This window comes from Streptomyces sp. NPDC047072 (genome assembly GCF_040643855.1).
Lineage (GTDB): Bacteria > Actinomycetota > Actinomycetes > Streptomycetales > Streptomycetaceae > Streptomyces.
This window is the reverse complement of the sequence record NZ_JBEYVC010000006.1, coordinates 53,865-71,349: the sequence shown is the minus strand read 5'-3', so window position 1 is coordinate 71,349 and position 17,485 is coordinate 53,865. Positions and strand designations below refer to the sequence as shown.

Here is a 17,485-nt window from a genome sequence, read left to right as displayed (position 1 = left end):
TTCACACTACCCGCAGGCCGCCCCCACATCGGATGCGGTCAGGCGGGCAGCGCGAAGTCCACGACATGGAGCGCCGAGGGGGTCGTCCCGCTCGACTTCTCCTGGTACATGAACGACAGCACGTTGTCCTGTGCGATCCGCATCTCGTCGATCACGACCTCGCCGAAGGCGTTCAGGCCGCTGCCGTCGAACAGGACCGTCCAGTCGGTGTACCCGGACGCCTTGGAGGCTCCGGCGATCCGGCCGAACGGGAAGATCGCGTAGGCGTTGTCGTACTTGTCCAGGACCAGCTTGGTGCGCTGGCTGGAGCCGAGCACGACCGGGATCTCGGTCTTCTGCCAGGTGCCCGCGGAGTTCTTGCGGACGTGGAAGGCGCGGCCGTTGGCGGTGCGGTCGGAGACGTAGTTCGTCGTGCACTGGCCGAAGCGGCCGGGGACGTAGCTGATGATCGCGTGTGGCAGGCCCGAGGAGTCCGTGGCCTGGCTCTCCTGGTTCATCAGGGAGTGGTCCGGGTTCAGGGAGTCGATCACCAGGCCGGAGTCCGTGACGGCGACCTTGTCGGAGCCGCCCGTGGTGCCGACGACGGTCCCGGCGTTGTTGCGCCAGGTCCGGCCGCGGTCGTCGGAGTAGACGTAGCCGGTGTCGTGGTTGGTGATGCCGCCGCTGTTGCACATCACGGCGCCGTTCTGCTCGCGCCAGGTGAAGAACGAGTGCAGCCGGCCGTTCTTGTCGTAGTCGATGCCGTGCAGGTACATGTTGCGGGCCGTCGAGGAGCCGTGCTCGCTGGTGTAGGTGCCGGTGGCGCTGGACCACTCCCCGAGGTTGGTCCAGGTCGAACCGTCGTACTCGGCAAGGGCGTTGCGGCCGTTGCCGGAGATCGCGACGCGGTAGCTGAGCTGGAGCTTGCCCTCGGGCGTCGATATGAACTGCGGGTAGGTGAACTGGCTCGTCAGGGCCACGCCGTCCAGCGTGGACTGGGGTGCACCGAAGCGGGCCGCGGTCCAGCTCAGGCCCGACGGGTTGTCCATCAGGCCGGCGACCGACTTGACGTAGGTGTAGCCGTCGCTGTGCGAGTCCATGGTGAGGTGGAGGCGGCCGTCCACCTTGGAGACGCCCATGGAGATCACGTTGTGGGAGTCACTGGCCTTGAGGGTGTGACCGACCTGGACGGTGGACCAGGTGCTGCCGCCGAGCACGCGACGGCCGACGACGGCGTTCTTGTCGGCGGTGTACCAGACGGCGTACTGGTAGCCCTTGTAGGTCAACAGGCCGTTCTTCTGGAACGAGTTGTTGTTGACCAGGCCGTCGTAGGAGACGAAGAAGACGGCCGAGCTGTCGAGCGTGGTGGTGCCGGTCCGGGTGACGGAGGGACCGGGGTCGGCGGCGCGGGCGGTTCCCGACGTGAGGGCAGGTGTCACAACGGCTCCAGCGAGGGCGGCGCCGAGCAGCGTACGTCTTTTCATGTATGCGGCTCCTGATGGGGTGTCAGGCGAGGTGGAACACTTCGGTGAGCGGTTTCATCGCCTCGTCCGGGCGGGCGCCGTCGAGGGACTCGAAGAACGGGGACATCTCGGCCTGCCAGCGGGCGTTGACCTCGGCGGCCTCCATGCCGGCCTGGGCGGCCTCGAAGTCCTCGGTCTCCAGATAGCCGACGAGCAGGCCGTCGTCTCTGAGGAAGAGCGAGTAGTTGTGCCAGCCGGTGGCCGAGAGTGCGTCGAGCATCTCCGGCCACACGGCCGCGTGGCGTTCGCGGTACTCGGCGAGCTTGTCCTGACGGACCTTGAGCAGGAAACAGACGCGCTGCATGGAGTACCGCTCCTTCACAGGGATCAGAAGTCGAACTGGTCGATGTTCTTGACGTTGAACACGGTCGGCTTGCCGAGGTTGATCACGCCGTCCTTGCCGATGGTGTACGTCGTGTCGCCGGCCTTGAAGGTCTCGCCCTCGGCGCCGGTGATCTGGCCGGAGGACAGGGCGACGGCGGTCTGCGCGGCGAGGGCGCCGAGCTTCGCCGGGTCCCACAGCTCGAAGGCCTCGACGGTGCCGTTCTTGACGTACTTGCGCATGTCGTTGGGGGTGCCGAGGCCGGTCAGCTTGACCTTGCCCTTGTACTTGGAGCCGGACAGGTACTGGGCGGCGGCCTTGATGCCGACGGTGGTCGGGGAGATGATCCCCTTCAGGTTCGGGTACTCCTGGAGCAGGCCCTGGGTCTGCTGGAAGGACTGCTGGGCGTCGTCGTTGCCGTACGCGACCTTGACGAGCTTGATGTCCTTGTACTTGCTGTCCTTCAGCTCGTCCTTCATGAAGTCGATCCAGGTGTTCTGGTTCGTCGCGGTCTGCGCGGCGGACAGGATCGCGATCTCGCCCTTGTAGCCGATCTGCTCGGCGAGCAGCTGCACCTCGGTGCGGCCGAGGTCCTCGGCGGAGGCCTGCGAGACGAAGGCGTTGCGGCAGTCGGGCTTGGTGTCGGAGTCGTAGGTGACGACCTTGATGCCGTTCTTCATGGCCTGCTTCAGCGCGGTGCACAGGGCGCCCGGGTCCTGCGCGGAGACGGCCATCGCGTCGACCTGCTGCTGGGTGAGCGTGTTGACGTAGGAGACCTGGCCGGCGGTGTCCGTGGCGCTGGAGGGGCCGACCTCCTTGTACTTCGAACCCAGCGCGGTCAGGGCCGCCTCGCCGCCCTTGTCGGCGGAGGTGAAGTAGGGGTTGTTGACCTGCTTGGGCAGGAAGCCGACGGTCAGCCCCTTCTTGGTGGCCGCGTTCGGGTCGGCCTTGGCGGTGGAGGAGGCCGAGGCGCCCTCGTTCTCCACGTCCTTCTTGGTCGTGCCGCCGCAGGCGGTCAGGGCGAGGGCGAGCGAGGTTCCGGCGGCGAGGGCCGCACAGGCACGGCGGAGCGATGACTTGCGCATGATGAAGGTCCTTTACGAGGGTGAGCGGGGTTACGAGGTCGGAGTCGAGGCGGCCCTTCGGCCCGCCCTCGCCACCGCGATCTGCCGTGCCACCCGGGGGCCGAGCACGGACAGGACGAGCAGAACGCCGGTGACGACGATCTGCGACTGGGCGGAGACGTCCTGGAGACTCATCACGTTCTGGAGCGCTCCGAGCAGGAACACACCGGCGATCGCGCCGCCGAGCGTTCCCTTGCCGCCGTCGAAGTCGATGCCGCCGAGCAGCACCGCCGCGATGACGGAGAGTTCGAGCCCGGTGGCGTTGTCGTACCGGGCACTCGCGTAGTGCAGGGCCCAGAAGATCCCGGTGAGCGAGGCCATCAGGCCGGTCACGGTGAAGAGGATCAGCTTCTGCCGCTTGACCCGGATGCCGGCGAACCGGGCGGCCTCCTCGCTCGCGCCGATCGCGAACGTGGAGCGCCCGAACGGCGTGGCGTGCAGGACGACCACGGCGATCGCGAAGAGCACCAGGAAGGGCAGGAAGGCCTGCGGGATGAAGGTGTCACCGACACGCCCCGCCGCGAAGTCGAGGTACTGCGTGGGGAAGTCGGTCACCGCGTCCGAGCCGAGCACGATCTGTGCGATGCCCCGGTAGGCGGCGAGGGTGCCGATGGTGACGGCGAGCGAGGGCAGCCCGAGCCGGGTGACGAGCAGACCGTTGACCAGGCCGCAGACCACGCCGAGCACCAGGCAGATCGGGATGATCACCTCGATCGTCAGGCCCTGGTTCCACAGGGCGCCCATCACCGCGCCGGACAGACCGGCGGTGGAGGCGACGGAGAGGTCGATCTCGCCCGAGACGACCAGCAGGGTCATCGGCAGGGCGATCAGGGCGATCGGCAGGGTGTTGCCGATCAGGAACGACAGGTTGAGGGCGTTGCCGAACCCGTCGACCGTTCCGAAGGACAGCAGCAGAACGACGATGAGCAGCGCGCCGACGACCGTGTCCCACCGGATCGCGCGGCTGAGGGACTCAGGCATGGCGGGCGTTCCTCTTCTTCAGGGCGGAGGCCACGCGCAGCGCGACGACCCGGTCGACCGCGATGGCGAGGATGAGCAGGATGCCGTTGATGGCGAGCACCCAGACCGAGCTGACGCCGAGGGCGGGCAGCACGCTGTTGATCGAGGTCAGCAGCAGGGCGCCGAGGGCCGCGCCGTAGACGCTGCCGGAGCCGCCGGTGAAGACGACACCGCCCACCACGACCGCGCTGACGACGGTCAGTTCGTAGCCGTTGCCGGTGCCGGAGTCGACGTTGCCGAACCGGGCAAGGTACAGGGCGCCGGCGAGACCGGCGAGACCGCCGCAGAAGGTGTAGGCGGCCAGGATCCGCTTGCGCACCGGGATACCGGCGAGCCGGGCGGCCTCGGGGTTGGAGCCGAGCGCGTACAGCTCGCGTCCGCTGCCGAAGTGCTTGAGGTAGTAGGCGGTGGCGATGAGCACCGCCAGCGCGATCAGGGCCAGCCAGGGCACGGCGGAGAAGCCGCCGGAGCCGAAGTTCACGAAGCCGTCCGGGAGGTCGGCCGCGGTGATCTGGCGGGAGCCGACCCAGATCGAGTCGATGCCCCGGATGATGTAGAGCGTGCCCAGGGTGACCACCAGCGCGGGCACCTGGCCGAGGCTGACGAGCAGGCCGTTGAGCAGGCCGAAGCCGACCCCCAGCAGGACCGCGAGCACGATCGCGACGACCGCGTTGCCGCCGCCGTGCAGATAGGTGCCGGCGGCGAAGGCGCTGATGCCGAGGGTGGAGCCGACCGAGAGGTCGACGTTCCTGGTGATGACGACCATCGACTGGCCGGTGGCGACCAGGACCAGGATGGTGGCGTTCAGCAGCAGGTCCTTGATGCCCTGCTCGGTGAGGAAGTCGCTGTTCCCGATCTGGGTGACGACGATCATCGCCAGGAAGACGACCAGGATGGCGAGTTCGCGCATCTTGAAGACGCGGTCCACGAGCCGGGTGGCACCCGCCTTGGGCACCTCGCCCGCGGGGGCTTGCTGAGGGGTGGTGACCGTCATGCGGCGGCCCTCCCGGTGGCTGCGGCCATCACGGTCTCCTCGGTGGCTTCGGAGCGTGGGATCTCGGCGGTGAGCCGGCCCTCGTGCATCACCAGCACGCGGTCGGCCATGCCGAGGATCTCGGGCAGGTCGGAGGAGATCATCAGGACGGCCACGCCGTCGGCGGCCAGCTCGCTCAGCAGCCGGTGCACCTCGGCCTTGGTGCCGACGTCGATGCCGCGGGTCGGCTCGTCGACGATGAGCACCTTGGGGCCGGTGGCCAGCCACTTGGCGAGGACGACCTTCTGCTGGTTGCCGCCCGACAGGGTGTTGACGGTGTCGGCGATCCGGGCGTACTTGACCTGGAGCTTGACGGCCCAGTCGAGGGAGCGGCTGCGCTCGGCGCCGCGGTCCATCAGGCCCGCCTTGACGGTCGTACGGAGTCCGGTGAGGCCGATGTTCCGCTCGATGGACATGTCCATCACCAGGCCCTGGGCGCGCCGGTCCTCGGGGACCAGGGCGAGTCCGGCGGCCATCGCTGTGGAGGGGGCGCCGTTGGTCAGCGCCCTGCCGTCCACGGAGACCTCGCCGGCGTCCCAGCGGTCGATGCCGAACACGGCTCGGGCGACCTCGGTGCGGCCCGCGCCGACGAGCCCCGCGAGTCCTACGATCTCGCCGCGCCTGACCTCGAACGAGACATCGGTGAAGACGCCCTCCCGGGTCAGCCGGCTCACCGTGAGCGCGACCTCGCCGGGCCGTACGTCCTGCTTGGGGTAGAGCTCGTCCAGGTCACGGCCGACCATGCGGCGGACCAGGTCGTCCTCGGTCATGCCCTCGATCGGCTCGCTGGAGATCCAGGCGCCGTCGCGCAGGGTGGTGACCGTCTGGCAGATCTGGAAGATCTCTTCCAGGCGGTGCGAGATGAACAGCACCGCGGCACCCTGCTCACGCAGGGCCCGTACGACTCCGAACAGGCGGGCCACCTCGCTGCCGGTCAGGGCGGCGGTCGGCTCGTCCATGATCAGGACGCGGGCGTCGAAGGAGAGCGCCTTGGCGATCTCGACGATCTGCTGGTCGGCGATGGACAGGCCGCGCGCCGGGCGGTCGGGGTCGAGTTCGACACCGAGCCGCTCCATCAGCGCCTGCGTCGCCGCGTGCGTGGCCTTGTGGTCGATCCGGCCGAGGGCCTTCCTGGGCTGGCGGCCCATGAAGATGTTCTCGGCGATCGACAGGTCGGGAAAGAGCGTGGGCTCCTGGTAGATCACGGCGATACCGGCGTCGCGGGCGTCGCCCGGACCGTGGAACACGACGGGACTGCCGTCGAGCAGTACCTGGCCGGCGTCCGGGCGGTGCACCCCGGCGAGCGTCTTGATCAGGGTCGACTTGCCCGCGCCGTTCTCACCTGCGAGGGCGTGCACCTCCCCGGGGTAGAGCTCCAGGGAGACGTCCCGCAGGGCGCGGACCGCTCCGAAGGACTTCGAGATGTCCTTCAGGGCGAGAACCGGGGCCGGACCCGTGTCGGACGGGTGGGTCATGAGGGCTCCTCGACGGCGCCGGCGGGACGGCCCTCACGGCGTCGTGAAAGGTTTCAACTTGGTTGCCGGGACGTTAGGCATGGAGCGCATGTCACGTCAATGGGTCCGTGTCGAAAAGTTTTCGATGCACTCAGGTCACAGCGGGGTCACGGGCAACAGCCTTGGTCGCAGGGGTTGACACCTCTGCCCGGTCCTCATACTTTCCCGTCTTGAATCGTTTCACAGAGAAGCAGTTCACACAGCCCTTCGGACCCGACGTCACAGGAGCCCTCAGTGACCGAGCTCGCCGCGGTGAAGGCCGCGCTCAAGACCCAGGCAGTCGAGACGCCGTCGTGGGCGTACGGGAACTCGGGGACCCGCTTCAAGGTGTTCGCCCAACAGGGGGTTCCGCGGACCCCGCGCGAGAAGCTGGCCGACGCCGCGCAGGTGCACGCCGTGACCGGGGTCGCGCCGACGGTCGCCCTGCACATCCCCTGGGACAAGGTCGACGACTACGCCGCGCTGGCGAAGTACGCCGAGGAGCACGGCGTGAAGCTGGGCGCCATCAACTCCAACACCTTCCAGGACGACGACTACAAGCTGGGCAGCATCTGCCACCCGGACGCCGCCGTGCGGCGCAAGGCGCTGGACCACCTGCTGGAGTGCGTCGACATCATGGACGCGACCGGGTCCACGGACCTCAAGCTCTGGTTCGCCGACGGGACGAACTATCCCGGTCAGGACGACATCCGCGCGCGGCAGGACCGGCTCGCCGAAGGTCTCTCCGAGGTGTACGGCCGTCTGGGTGACGGGCAGCGGATGCTCCTTGAGTACAAGTTCTTCGAGCCGGCGTTCTACTCGACGGACGTGCCGGACTGGGGGACGGCGTACGCGCACTGCCTCAAGCTCGGGCCTCAGGCGCAGGTCGTCGTGGACACCGGGCACCACGCGCCCGGGACCAACATCGAGTTCATCGTCGCGACGCTGCTGCGGGAGGGGAAGCTCGGTGGGTTCGACTTCAACTCGCGGTTCTATGCCGACGACGACCTGATGGTGGGGGCGGCGGATCCCTTCCAGCTGTTCCGGATCATGTACGAGGTCGTGCGGGGTGGTGGGTTCACGCCCGACGTCGCGTTCATGCTCGACCAGTGTCACAACATCGAGGCGAAGATTCCGGCGATCATTCGGTCGGTGATGAATGTGCAGGAAGCGACCGCCAAGGCTCTGCTGGTCGACCGGGAGGCGTTGGGGGTTGCTCAGCGTGAGGGTGACGTTCTCGAAGCCAATGCCGTGCTCATGGATGCCTACAACACCGATGTGAGGCCTCTGCTTGCCGAGGTGCGGGAAGAGATGGGGTTGGACGCGAACCCGATTGCTGCGTATCGGCGGTCCGGGTGGGCCGAGAAGATCGTCGCTGAGCGAGTTGGTGGGCAGCAGGCCGGGTGGGGGGCGTAAGCGTCTGCCTCGTTCTGTTGTCTGCGGTCTGCGGGCCGTATGTGGCTTGTCGCGCAGTTCCCCGCGCCCCTAGGGAAACTCCCCCGCTCTCTTTCAGATAGGAACCGGAAGTCATGGCTACCCATCCCGAAGCCGCCGCCCTCCTGGCTCGATCCCACCGGCTCGGCGCCGACACCCGAAACACCAACTACGCCGGTGGCAACGCGTCTGCCAAGGGCACTGATGTCGATCCCGTCACCGGGGGTGATGTCGAGCTGATGTGGGTCAAGGGGTCCGGTGGGGATCTCGGAACGCTCACCGAGGCGGGGCTGGCCGTGTTGCGGCTGGATCGGATGCGGGCGCTCGTTGACGTCTACCCCGGTGTGGAGCGCGAGGACGAGATGGTCGCCGCGTTCGACTACTGCCTGCACGGGAAGGGTGGGGCGGCGCCGTCCATCGACACCGCCATGCACGGGCTGGTCGAGGCCGCTCACGTCGATCACCTGCACCCGGACTCCGGGATCGCGCTCGCCTGTGCCGCCGACGGGGAGAAGCTGACCGCCGAGTGCTTCGGGGACACCGTCGCGTGGGTGCCGTGGCGGCGGCCCGGGTTCCAGTTGGGGCTGGACATCGCCGCCATCAAGGCCGCCAACCCGCAGGCCATCGGCGTCGTCCTCGGCGGGCACGGGATCACCGCCTGGGGCGACACCGCCGAGGAGTGCGAGAAGAACTCGCTGCACATCATCCGGACCGCCGAGAGGTTCCTGGAGGAGCGCGGCAAGGCCGAGCCCTTCGGGCCCGTCATCGAGGGGTACGGCGCCCTCGGCGAGGCCGATCGCCGCGAGCGGGCCGCCGCGCTCGCGCCGTACGTCCGGGCGATCGCCTCCCAGGACAAGCCGCAGGTCGGGCACTTCAACGACTCCGAGGTCGTCCTGGACTTCCTCGCCGCCGCCGAGCATCCGCGGCTCGCCGCGCTCGGCACCTCCTGCCCTGACCACTTCCTGCGCACCAAGGTGCGGCCGCTCGTCCTCGACCTGCCGCCGACCGCCCCGCTGGACGAGGCGATCGCCCGGCTCAAGGAGCTGCACGCCGAGTACCGCGAGGAGTACGCCGCCTACTACCGGCGGCACGCCCTCCCGGACTCCCCCGCCATGCGCGGCGCCGACCCGGCGATCGTGCTGATCCCGGGTGTCGGCATGTTCTCCTTCGGCAAGGACAAGCAGACCGCGCGGGTCGCCGGCGAGTTCTACGTCAACGCGATCAACGTGATGCGGGGCGCCGAGGCCGTCTCGTCGTACGCGCCGATCGAGGAGTCCGAGAAGTTCCGCATCGAGTACTGGGCTCTTGAGGAGGCCAAGCTCCAGCGGATGCCGAAGCCCAAGCCACTCGCGACCCGGGTCGCGCTGGTGACGGGTGCGGGCAGCGGGATCGGAAAGGCCATCGCGCAGCGGCTGGTCGCCGAGGGCGCGTGTGTCGTCGTCGCCGATCTCAACGGTGAGAACGCCTCCGCCGTCGCCGAGGAGCTGGGCGGGCCCGACAAGGCCGTCGCCGTGACCGTGGACGTCACCTCCGAGGAGCAGATCGCCGCGTCCTTCAAGGCGGCCCTGCTCGCCTTCGGCGGTGTGGACCTCGTCGTCAACAACGCCGGTATCTCCATCTCCAAGCCGCTCCTGGAGACCTCCGCCAAGGACTGGGACCTCCAGCACGACATCATGGCGCGCGGTTCCTTCCTGGTGTCGCGGGAGGCGGCCCGGGTGATGATCGCCCAGGAACTGGGGGGCGACATCGTCTACATCGCCTCCAAGAACGCCGTGTTCGCCGGTCCGAACAACATCGCCTACTCCGCCACCAAGGCCGACCAGGCCCACCAAGTCCGGCTGCTGGCAGCCGAGTTGGGCGAGCACGGCATCCGCGTCAACGGCGTCAACCCCGACGGTGTGGTGCGCGGCTCCGGGATCTTCGCCGGTGGCTGGGGTGCCCAGCGGGCCGCCGTGTACGGCGTGGAGGAGGAGAAGCTGGGCGAGTTCTACGCCCAGCGGACCATCCTCAAGCGCGAGGTGCTCCCGGACCACGTGGCCAACGCGGTCTTCGCGCTGACCGGCGGGGAGCTGACGCACACCACCGGGCTGCACGTCCCGGTCGACGCCGGCGTCGCGGCCGCCTTCCTGCGGTGAGCGGGTCCGTGAAGTCGTACGCCGCGGTCGACCTCGGCGCGTCCAGCGGGCGCGTCATGGTCGGCCGCGTCGGCCCCGACAGCCTGGAGCTGACGGAGGCCCACCGGTTCGTTAACCGTCCGGTCCGGGTCCCGGAGGGCCTGCGCTGGGACATCCTCTCGCTCTACGGCGGTGTCCTGGACGGGCTCAAGGCGGCGGGCCAGGTGGATTCCGTCGGCATCGACAGCTGGGCCGTGGACTACGGGCTGCTGGACGCGGACGGCCGGCTGCTCGGCAACCCCGTGCACTACCGGGACTCCCGCACCGAGGGCGTCGCGGAGAAGGTGTGGGCGACCGTGCCCGCGCCCGAGCTGTACGCGGCGACCGGGCTCCAGTACGCGCCCTTCAACACGCTGTACCAGCTCGTCGCCGAGCAAGTCACGGGTGCGGAGCGGCTGTTGCTCATCCCCGACCTGCTCACCTACTGGCTCACCGGCGAGCAGGGCACCGAGCTGACCAACGCCTCGACGACCCAGCTGATCGATCCCCGGACGCGTGCGTGGTCGTACGGCGTCGCCGAACGGCTGGGCATCGACCTGGAGTTGTTCGCGCCGCTGCGGCAACCCGGCGATCCGGCCGGTCTGTTGCGCCCCGAGGTGCTGGAGGAGACCGGGCTCACCGGGCCCGTGCCGGTGACCGCCGTCGGCTCGCACGACACCGCCTCCGCCGTGGCCGCCGTACCGGCGACCGGTGAGCGGTTCGCCTACATCTGCACCGGGACCTGGTCCCTGGCGGGCCTGGAACTGGGCGCGCCGGTGCTGACCGAGGAGAGCCGGGCCGCCAACTTCACCAACGAGCTGGGGCTGGACGGGACGGTCCGGTATCTGCGGAACATCATGGGGCTGTGGCTGCTCCAGGAGTGCGTACGGGCCTGGGGTGACCCGGATCTGGGCGAGCTGCTGCTGGAGGCGGCCAAGGTGCCGGCGCTGCGGTCCGTGGTGGACGCTGGCGACGCCGTCTTCCTGGCGCCAGGCCGGATGCCGGAGCGGATCGCCGAGGCGTGCCGTGCCTCCGGGCAGCCGGTGCCCGGGACGCCCGCCGAGGTCACGCGGTGCATTCTCGACTCGCTGGCCCTGGCCCACCGCAAGGCCGTCGAGGACGCCCAGCGGCTGGCCGACCATCCCGTCGACGTCGTGCACGTCGTGGGCGGCGGCACCCGCAACGCCCTGCTGTGCCAGCTCACCGCCGACGCCTGCGGGCTGCCCGTGGTGGCGGGGCCGACCGAGGCCGCGGCGCTCGGGAACGTGCTGGTCCAGGCCCGTGCGCACGGCCTCGTCGGTGACCTCGCGGGCGGACGTGAGCTGCTCACCCGTACCCAGCCGCTGACCCGGTACGAGCCCCAGGGCGACACCGAGCGCTGGCGCGAGGCGCAGGCCCGGCTCGCCCGGGCCTGACCCGGGGTCTCCCCTCGACCCATACCCCCGACTACGCTTCACTCATCCGATGATCGACCACAAGGAGCCGCGATGCGTGTCGCCCTGTTCCTGACCTGTGTCAACGACACGCTCTATCCGGACACCGGGCGCGCTGTGGTGAAACTGCTGACCAGGCTGGGCGTCGACGTCGACTTCCCGATGGCGCAGACCTGCTGCGGGCAGGCGCACTACAACACCGGCTACCGGCATGAGGCGGAGCCGCTCGCCCGGCATTTCTCCGATGTATTCCGGGACTACGAGGCGATCGTCACCCCGTCCGGTTCCTGCGGGGCGATGGTGCGGGAGCTGTATCCGCGGATGGGTGAGCGGGCCCGGGCCGAGGGGCGCGGGGAGAGCCTCGCGGCGACGCTGGCGCCCGTGGTGCCGAAGACGTACGAGCTGACGGAGTTCCTGGTGGACGTGCTGGGGGTGACGGACGTCGGGGCGTACTACCCGCACACGGTGACCTACCACCCGACCTGTCACGGACTGCGCGGCCTCGGGCTCGGCGACCGGCCCCGGCGGCTGCTCCAGGCGGTCGAGGGGCTGGAGCTGAAGGAGCTTCCGGGGGCCGACGAGTGCTGTGGGTTCGGCGGTACCTTCGCCCTCAAGAACTCCGATGTCTCCGCGGCGATGGGCGCGGACAAGGTGCGCAACGCCGAGTCGACGGGCGCCGAGGTGCTGTGCGCGGCCGACAACTCCTGTCTGATGCACATCGGGGGCACGATGGGCCGGCTGGAGTCGGGCATGCGGCCGGTGCACATCGCGGAGATCCTGGCGAGCACGGAGAAGGAGCCGGCGGCATGAGCGGGACGTTCGTGGGGATGCCGGCCTTCCCCCAGGCCGCGCGCGAGGCGGTCGGCGACAAGACGCTGCGCGGGAATCTGCGCCACGCGACGCACACGATCCGCGCCAAGCGCGCGAAGGCCGTCACGGAGGTCTCCGACTGGGCCGAACTGCGCGAGGCGGGCAAGCAGATCAAGGACCACACGCTGCGCCATCTCGACCGCTATCTCGTCCAGTTGGAGGAGTCGGTCACGGCGGCGGGCGGCACCGTGCACTGGGCGGCCGACGCCGACGAGGCCAACGCGATCGTGACCCGCCTCGTCAAGATGACGGGCGAGTCGGAGGTCGTGAAGGTCAAGTCGATGGCCACGCAGGAGATCGGGCTCAACGAGGCGCTGGAGGCCGCGGGCATCCGGGCCTACGAGACCGATCTCGCCGAGCTGATCGTGCAGTTGGGCAAGGACCGGCCCTCGCACATCCTCGTCCCGGCGATCCACCGCAACCGGGGCGAGATCCGGGACATCTTCGAGCGCGAGATGAGCGAGTGGGGCCGCCCGGCGCCCGAGGGCCTCACCGACACGCCCGCCGAACTGGCGGAGGCGGCCCGGCTGCATCTGCGGGAGAAGTTCCTGCGCGCCAAGGTCGGGATCTCCGGCGCCAACTTCATGGTCGCCGACACCGGCACCCTGGTGGTCGTCGAGTCCGAGGGCAACGGGCGGATGTGTCTGACCCTGCCCGAGACGCTGATCTCGGTCGTCGGCATCGAGAAGATCGTGCCGACCTGGCAGGACCTGGAGGTCTTCCTCCAGACACTCCCCCGCTCCTCCACCGCCGAGCGCATGAACCCGTACACGTCGACCTGGACCGGCACCACCGACGAGGACGGCCCACAGACCTTCCATCTGGTCCTGCTCGACAACGGCCGCACCGACACCCTCGCCGACGAGGTCGGCCGCCAGGCCCTGCGCTGCATCCGCTGCTCGGCCTGTCTGAACGTCTGCCCGGTGTACGAGCGCGCGGGCGGCCACGCCTACGGCTCGGTCTACCCGGGCCCGATCGGCGCGATCCTCAGCCCCCAACTCCGGGGCACCGCAAGCGAGATCGACGCCTCGCTGCCGTACGCCTCCTCGCTCTGCGGGGCCTGCTACGAGGTCTGCCCGGTCGCCATCGACATCCCCGAGGTGCTGGTGCATCTGCGGGAGCGGGTCGTTCAGGGCGGGCCGGTGGTCCGTGAGGGCAACAAGGTCGTGCTGAAGCCGGCCAAGGGACATGCCGCCGAACGGGCGGCGATGCGGGCGGCACGCTGGGCGTTCGCGCACCCGGGTGCGCTGCGCGGCGGCCAGCGGCTGGCCTCGCGGACACGTCGTTTCCATCCGCGCTCGCTCCCGGGGCCCGGCAAGGCGTGGAGCGGCACGCGGGAGCTGCCCGCCGTGCCCGCGGAACCGTTCCGCGACTGGTGGCAGCGGACCGGCGGGGGCCGCTCCGAGAAGGGGGGCTCGAAGTGAGCAGCAGGGAGCGGATCCTGGGCCGGGTGCGGCGCGCGCTGGCCGACGCGCCGAGCCAGGACACGCCGATCGAGCGCGCGTACCTGCGCGAGCACGGTGACCGGAGTGTGTCGGAGACGGTCGATCTGCTCGCCGAGAACCTGGCCGACTACCGGGCGATCGTGCACCGCTGCACGACCGCCGACCTACCGGCGACGCTCGCCGGGATGCTGGCGGCGCGCGGCTCGAAGACCGTGCTGGTGCCGCCGGGGCTGGAGCCGTCGTGGCTCGCGGACTCCGACGCCGAGCAGATCCCCGACCGCGGCGAGAGCACCCCGCACGAGCTGGACCGGATCGACAGCGTGGTCACGGCGTGCGCGGTGGCGATCGCCGAGACCGGCACGATCGTGCTGGACGGCGGCTCGGACCAGGGCCGCCGCCGGATCACCCTGGTCCCGGACCATCACGTCTGTGTCGTACGGGTGCCGGACCAGGTCGTCTCCTCGGTCCCCCAGGGCCTCGAACGCCTCGACCCGACCCGCCCGTTGACCTGGATCTCCGGTCCGTCGGCGACCAGTGACATCGAGCTGGACCGGGTCGAGGGGGTGCACGGTCCTCGCACCCTGGAGGTGGTGCTGGTGGAAGCTCAACCCCAGGATCAGGCTCAGCCTCAGGAGAGCGAGGACGTCAACTCGTAGGTGCCGGACGGGAGTCGGTAGGACGCGATGCCGTCCGTGAAGTCGATGAACCCGGGCAGCGGTGTCGCGCCTTCGCTGCCTTCGCGGACGGAGGCCGGATCGGTGGTCGGGATGCACAGGGTCGCCGTGCTGTTGGCGGGCACGGTGGCCCGGTAGGTCAACTGCCCATCCCTGACCTGCCATTCGCTGACGATCTCGCCGTACGGCGACCGGTGTGAGCCGGCGACGCGGGTGATCCTGCCGGTCGGGTCCAGGTGGGGGCGCAGGAAGCAGTGCCGGAAGCCCGGGTGGGCCGGGTCCCTGGCGATGCCGGCCATGCTCTCGTACATCCACTCCATGATCGCGCCGTACGAGTAGTGGTTGAAGGAGTTCATCTCGACCGGACCGAAGCCGTCCTCGGTGGAGTACGAGTTCCAGCGCTCCCAGATCGTGGTCGCGCCGTTCTTCACCGAGTAGAGCCAGGACGGCATCGCGTCCTGGTGGAGGAGTGCGTACGCCAGGTCGGCGCGGCCCTCGTCGGTGAGGACGGGGGCGAGGACGTTCACGCCGAGGAAGCCGACGGCGAGGGTGTTCTCGGCGTGGTCGACGCGGGTGCTGTCGGGGTGGGCCGCCTTGTAGGCGGGGGCGTTGGCGATGTTGTCCGCCAAGTGGCCGACTAGTGTGCGCCGTTGTGCCTCGGTGTCGTAGAAGCCGAGTTTCAGGATCCAGAGCAGGGCGGTCTGGGTGTCGTCCTCGGTCTTGCCCGCGCTGTTGCCGGGCGTGTACGGCGGCGGGTCGCCGAGGCTGGACCGTACGGTGACCGTGTCGCCCTCGGCGCTCAAGTACCGTGCAATGAAGGCCCGTTTGATGTTGCCGAAGAGTTCCTCGTAGGCGGCGGCCTCGGCGGTACGGCCGGTCGCGCGGGCCATGTCCGCCATGAGGCGGGCGCTGTAGCCGTAGTAGGCGTCGCTGATGAGCTGGGTGCTGGTGATCTGGAAGGCGAGCCAGTCGCCGAAGACGGCGCCCTGGCCGGCGAAGGTGTCGCCGGTGCGCCGCCGGATCCAGTCGAGGTAGGCCGTCATCGCCTCCCAGCTCCGGTCGATGATCGTGGGGTCGCCGGACATCTGCCACACCGTCCACGGCACGACGACCCCGCAGTCCGCCCAACCGCTCGCGGGGACGGGCTCGTTGTAGCGGGAGCCGGGTGCGATCCAGGTGAACTGGGCGCCGTCCAGGCCGTAGGTCCGCTGCGAGTCGATCACGGTGTCCTGGAAGTGGCCGAGGAAGGCGACCGCGTCGGTGTTGTAGAGGCCGGTGGCGGCGAAGAGCTGGGTGTCGCCGGTCCAGCCGCAGCGTTCGTCGCGCTGCGGGCAGTCGGTGGGCACCCAGAGGTAGTTGCCGCGCTGGCCCCAACGGACGTTGCTGATCAGCTGGTTGACGTCCGCGTCGTCGGTCGTGATGTCGCCGATGTCGTCGAGTGCGGAGGTGGCGACCCGGCCGGTGAACGCGGCGAGGGTGACGGTGTCGGTCGTGGTCACGGAGACATGGCGGAAGCCGTAGAAGCTGAGCGTGTCCTCGTGGGTCTCGCCGTTCGGGTCGCCCTTGAGGATGTAGGTGCTGGTGGCCTGCGCGCTGCGGAGGTTCTCCCGGTAGAGGGAGCCTTCGGGGCCGTCGGCTCCCGCGCTCGTGTCGTTGAGCATCTCGCCGAGCTGGAAGGTGACTTGGGTGCCCGCGGGGCCTCGGAGCGTGTAGCGGGGGACGCCGACCAGGTTCTGGCCGAGGTCGAGGAGGGCGGTGTCCCCCGGGTGCAGGGTGACGGGGGCGGTGGGGTCGAGGCCGGTGCGGGCGGGGTCCTCCGTGAAGTCGCCGCCGGTGCGGATCGTGATCGACTGCGGGCCGCGGTCCCATTCGGGCATCAGGCGGGCCGACTCGCCTGGATACGCGACGAGTTGGGAGTCCGGGAAGCGGGCGGCGAAGTCGTGTTCCTCGACGCCGGACCAGGCAGAGGTGTCGAAGTCGGCCTCCGTCCAGCCCGGGAGTTCCCTGCGGGCGTCGTAGGTCTGGCCGTCGTAGAGGTCGTCGGCGCGGTGGGGGCCGGTGTCGGTGGCCCGCCAGGCGTCGCCGGGCTCGGTGACGACAGACCGGGTCGAGCCGTCCTCGTAGCGGATCAGGAGCCTGGCCTTGAGGGCGAGGCGGTTGCCGTCCGGGGAGTGGTAGACGCTGTTCTCGGAGACGCGGCCGTTGTACCAGCCGTTGCCGAGGACGGCCGCGAGGGTGACGTGCCGCTGTCCCGCGAGGAGTTCGGTCACGTCGTAGGTGAAGTAGTTGACGGTGGTGTCGTAGTTCGTCCAGCCCGGGGTGAGCAGTTCGTGGGTGGTGCCGCCGTTCTGCGGGACCGTGACCCGGTGGCCGTTGACGTGGGCGACGTACACACCGAGGGCGGAGACGTACAGCCGGGCCTCGCGGACGGCTTGGCCGTCGAGGGGTTCCTGGCGCCTCAGCAGGGGTGCGCCCGGGCTGTTCGGGGCCTTGTCCGCCATGGTGATCCAGCGGGCGCCGTCCCAGCCGGTCTCGCCGTCGGTGCTGAGGAGGCCCGTCTCGAAGACGGCGTTCGGGGCCGCGGGGAGGAGGCTGCCGGTCTCGTCCCAGACCTGGACCGTCCAGTGGTAGCGCGTCGAGGGCAGCAGATCCGGGCCCGCGTAGCGCACGGCCACCGAGTCCGCCGTCTCGGTCCGGCCGCTGTCCCAGACGTCCGCGTGGCCGTCGGCCAGGCGTCCGGGCGAGGAGGCGACCAGGATCCGGTAGGCCCTCTGGTGGCGGCCCCGGACCCGGGAAGTGGTGCGCCAGCCGAAGCGGGGTCGTGCCGCGTCCACGCCCAGCGGATCGGTGCGGTGCTCGACCGTGAGGCCCTCAACTGCGGTGCGCTCGATCCCGTCAGTCATGCTGCGGTCCCTTCGTCGCCGTTGTCACAGCAGGAAGCCTTTCCAGAAACGGTCGGAACCTCTCAGCCCGTGGGACCCC

The 17,485-nt window shown here is 69.7% G+C and carries 13 protein-coding genes; 6 read left to right on the top strand and 7 right to left on the bottom strand.

Going from position 1 to position 17,485, the window contains the following annotated elements:
- Positions 1–38 precede the first annotated feature (38 nt).
- Genes ABZ896_RS04225 through ABZ896_RS04200 form a run of 6 tightly spaced genes read right to left on the bottom strand, consistent with a single transcriptional unit; the run spans position 39 to position 6,476 of the window.
- Entirely contained in the window at positions 39–1,463 is a 1,425-nt protein-coding gene (locus ABZ896_RS04225; RefSeq protein WP_360921614.1) for a BNR repeat-containing protein, read from the bottom strand.
- Between the two features lie 22 nt (positions 1,464–1,485).
- Complete coding sequence (locus ABZ896_RS04220; RefSeq protein ID WP_360921611.1) at positions 1,486–1,806, bottom strand: L-rhamnose mutarotase; 321 nt, start codon at positions 1,804–1,806, stop codon at positions 1,486–1,488.
- A gap of 23 nt (positions 1,807–1,829) precedes the next feature.
- On the bottom strand, positions 1,830–2,909 hold the full coding sequence (gene rhaS, locus ABZ896_RS04215) for a rhamnose ABC transporter substrate-binding protein (protein ID WP_360921608.1): 1,080 nt from the start codon (positions 2,907–2,909) through the stop codon (positions 1,830–1,832).
- A gap of 30 nt (positions 2,910–2,939) precedes the next feature.
- A complete protein-coding gene (locus tag ABZ896_RS04210; RefSeq protein ID WP_360921605.1) occupies positions 2,940–3,929 on the bottom strand; it encodes an ABC transporter permease in 990 nt (329 codons plus the stop codon).
- Entirely contained in the window at positions 3,922–4,962 is a 1,041-nt protein-coding gene (locus ABZ896_RS04205) for an ABC transporter permease (RefSeq protein WP_360921602.1), read from the bottom strand. Before ABZ896_RS04205 ends, ABZ896_RS04210 begins: the two co-directional genes overlap by 8 nt.
- Positions 4,959–6,476 carry a sugar ABC transporter ATP-binding protein gene (locus ABZ896_RS04200; RefSeq protein ID WP_360921599.1) on the bottom strand — a complete coding sequence of 506 codons (1,518 nt, stop codon included), beginning with the start codon at positions 6,474–6,476 and terminating at the stop codon, positions 4,959–4,961. Before ABZ896_RS04200 ends, ABZ896_RS04205 begins: the two co-directional genes overlap by 4 nt.
- 273 nt (positions 6,477–6,749) lie before the next feature.
- Between ABZ896_RS04200 and rhaI the strand changes: the two genes are divergently transcribed.
- The 6 genes from rhaI (at position 6,750) to ABZ896_RS04170 (ending at position 14,485) form a co-directional block, all read left to right on the top strand.
- The gene (gene rhaI / locus ABZ896_RS04195; RefSeq protein WP_360921596.1) at positions 6,750–7,910 is read left to right on the top strand and encodes an L-rhamnose isomerase; all 1,161 of its coding nucleotides are present in this window, start codon (positions 6,750–6,752) and stop codon (positions 7,908–7,910) included.
- 113 nt (positions 7,911–8,023) lie between these two features.
- On the top strand, positions 8,024–10,063 hold the full coding sequence (locus ABZ896_RS04190; protein WP_360921593.1) for a bifunctional aldolase/short-chain dehydrogenase: 2,040 nt from the start codon (positions 8,024–8,026) through the stop codon (positions 10,061–10,063).
- 8 nt (positions 10,064–10,071) lie between these two features.
- Positions 10,072–11,496 carry an FGGY-family carbohydrate kinase gene (locus ABZ896_RS04185; protein ID WP_360921834.1) on the top strand — a complete coding sequence of 475 codons (1,425 nt, stop codon included), beginning with the start codon at positions 10,072–10,074 and terminating at the stop codon, positions 11,494–11,496.
- A 72-nt stretch (positions 11,497–11,568) separates the two neighbouring features.
- Entirely contained in the window at positions 11,569–12,324 is a 756-nt protein-coding gene (locus ABZ896_RS04180; protein ID WP_360921590.1) for a (Fe-S)-binding protein, read from the top strand.
- Positions 12,321–13,808: a LutB/LldF family L-lactate oxidation iron-sulfur protein gene (locus ABZ896_RS04175; protein WP_360921586.1), complete on the top strand. Its 1,488-nt coding sequence runs from the start codon at positions 12,321–12,323 to the stop codon at positions 13,806–13,808. The genes ABZ896_RS04180 and ABZ896_RS04175 overlap by 4 nt, the downstream gene beginning before the upstream one ends.
- Positions 13,805–14,485 carry an LUD domain-containing protein gene (locus ABZ896_RS04170; RefSeq protein ID WP_360921583.1) on the top strand — a complete coding sequence of 227 codons (681 nt, stop codon included), beginning with the start codon at positions 13,805–13,807 and terminating at the stop codon, positions 14,483–14,485. Before ABZ896_RS04175 ends, ABZ896_RS04170 begins: the two co-directional genes overlap by 4 nt.
- Here the strand turns inward: ABZ896_RS04170 and ABZ896_RS04165 are convergent.
- Entirely contained in the window at positions 14,458–17,406 is a 2,949-nt protein-coding gene (locus ABZ896_RS04165; RefSeq protein WP_360921579.1) for a family 78 glycoside hydrolase catalytic domain, read from the bottom strand. The two genes, ABZ896_RS04170 and ABZ896_RS04165, sit on opposite strands and share 28 nt — an antisense overlap.
- Positions 17,407–17,485 lie beyond the last annotated feature (79 nt).

Excerpts from the sequence above, each read along its gene's own strand:
- ABZ896_RS04165 (WP_360921579.1), bottom strand. The coding sequence starts at position 17,406 with ATGACTGACGGGATCGAGCGCACCGCAGTTGAGGGCCTCACGGTCGAG.
- rhaS (WP_360921608.1), bottom strand. The coding sequence starts at position 2,909 with ATGCGCAAGTCATCGCTCCGCCGTGCCTGTGCGGCCCTCGCCGCCGGA.
- ABZ896_RS04225 (WP_360921614.1), bottom strand. The coding sequence starts at position 1,463 with ATGAAAAGACGTACGCTGCTCGGCGCCGCCCTCGCTGGAGCCGTTGTG.
- ABZ896_RS04220 (WP_360921611.1), bottom strand. The coding sequence starts at position 1,806 with ATGCAGCGCGTCTGTTTCCTGCTCAAGGTCCGTCAGGACAAGCTCGCC.
- ABZ896_RS04210 (WP_360921605.1), bottom strand. The coding sequence starts at position 3,929 with ATGCCTGAGTCCCTCAGCCGCGCGATCCGGTGGGACACGGTCGTCGGC.
- ABZ896_RS04175 (WP_360921586.1), top strand. The coding sequence starts at position 12,321 with ATGAGCGGGACGTTCGTGGGGATGCCGGCCTTCCCCCAGGCCGCGCGC.
- ABZ896_RS04200 (WP_360921599.1), bottom strand. The coding sequence starts at position 6,476 with ATGACCCACCCGTCCGACACGGGTCCGGCCCCGGTTCTCGCCCTGAAG.
- ABZ896_RS04205 (WP_360921602.1), bottom strand. The coding sequence starts at position 4,962 with ATGACGGTCACCACCCCTCAGCAAGCCCCCGCGGGCGAGGTGCCCAAG.
- ABZ896_RS04190 (WP_360921593.1), top strand. The coding sequence starts at position 8,024 with ATGGCTACCCATCCCGAAGCCGCCGCCCTCCTGGCTCGATCCCACCGG.
- ABZ896_RS04180 (WP_360921590.1), top strand. The coding sequence starts at position 11,569 with ATGCGTGTCGCCCTGTTCCTGACCTGTGTCAACGACACGCTCTATCCG.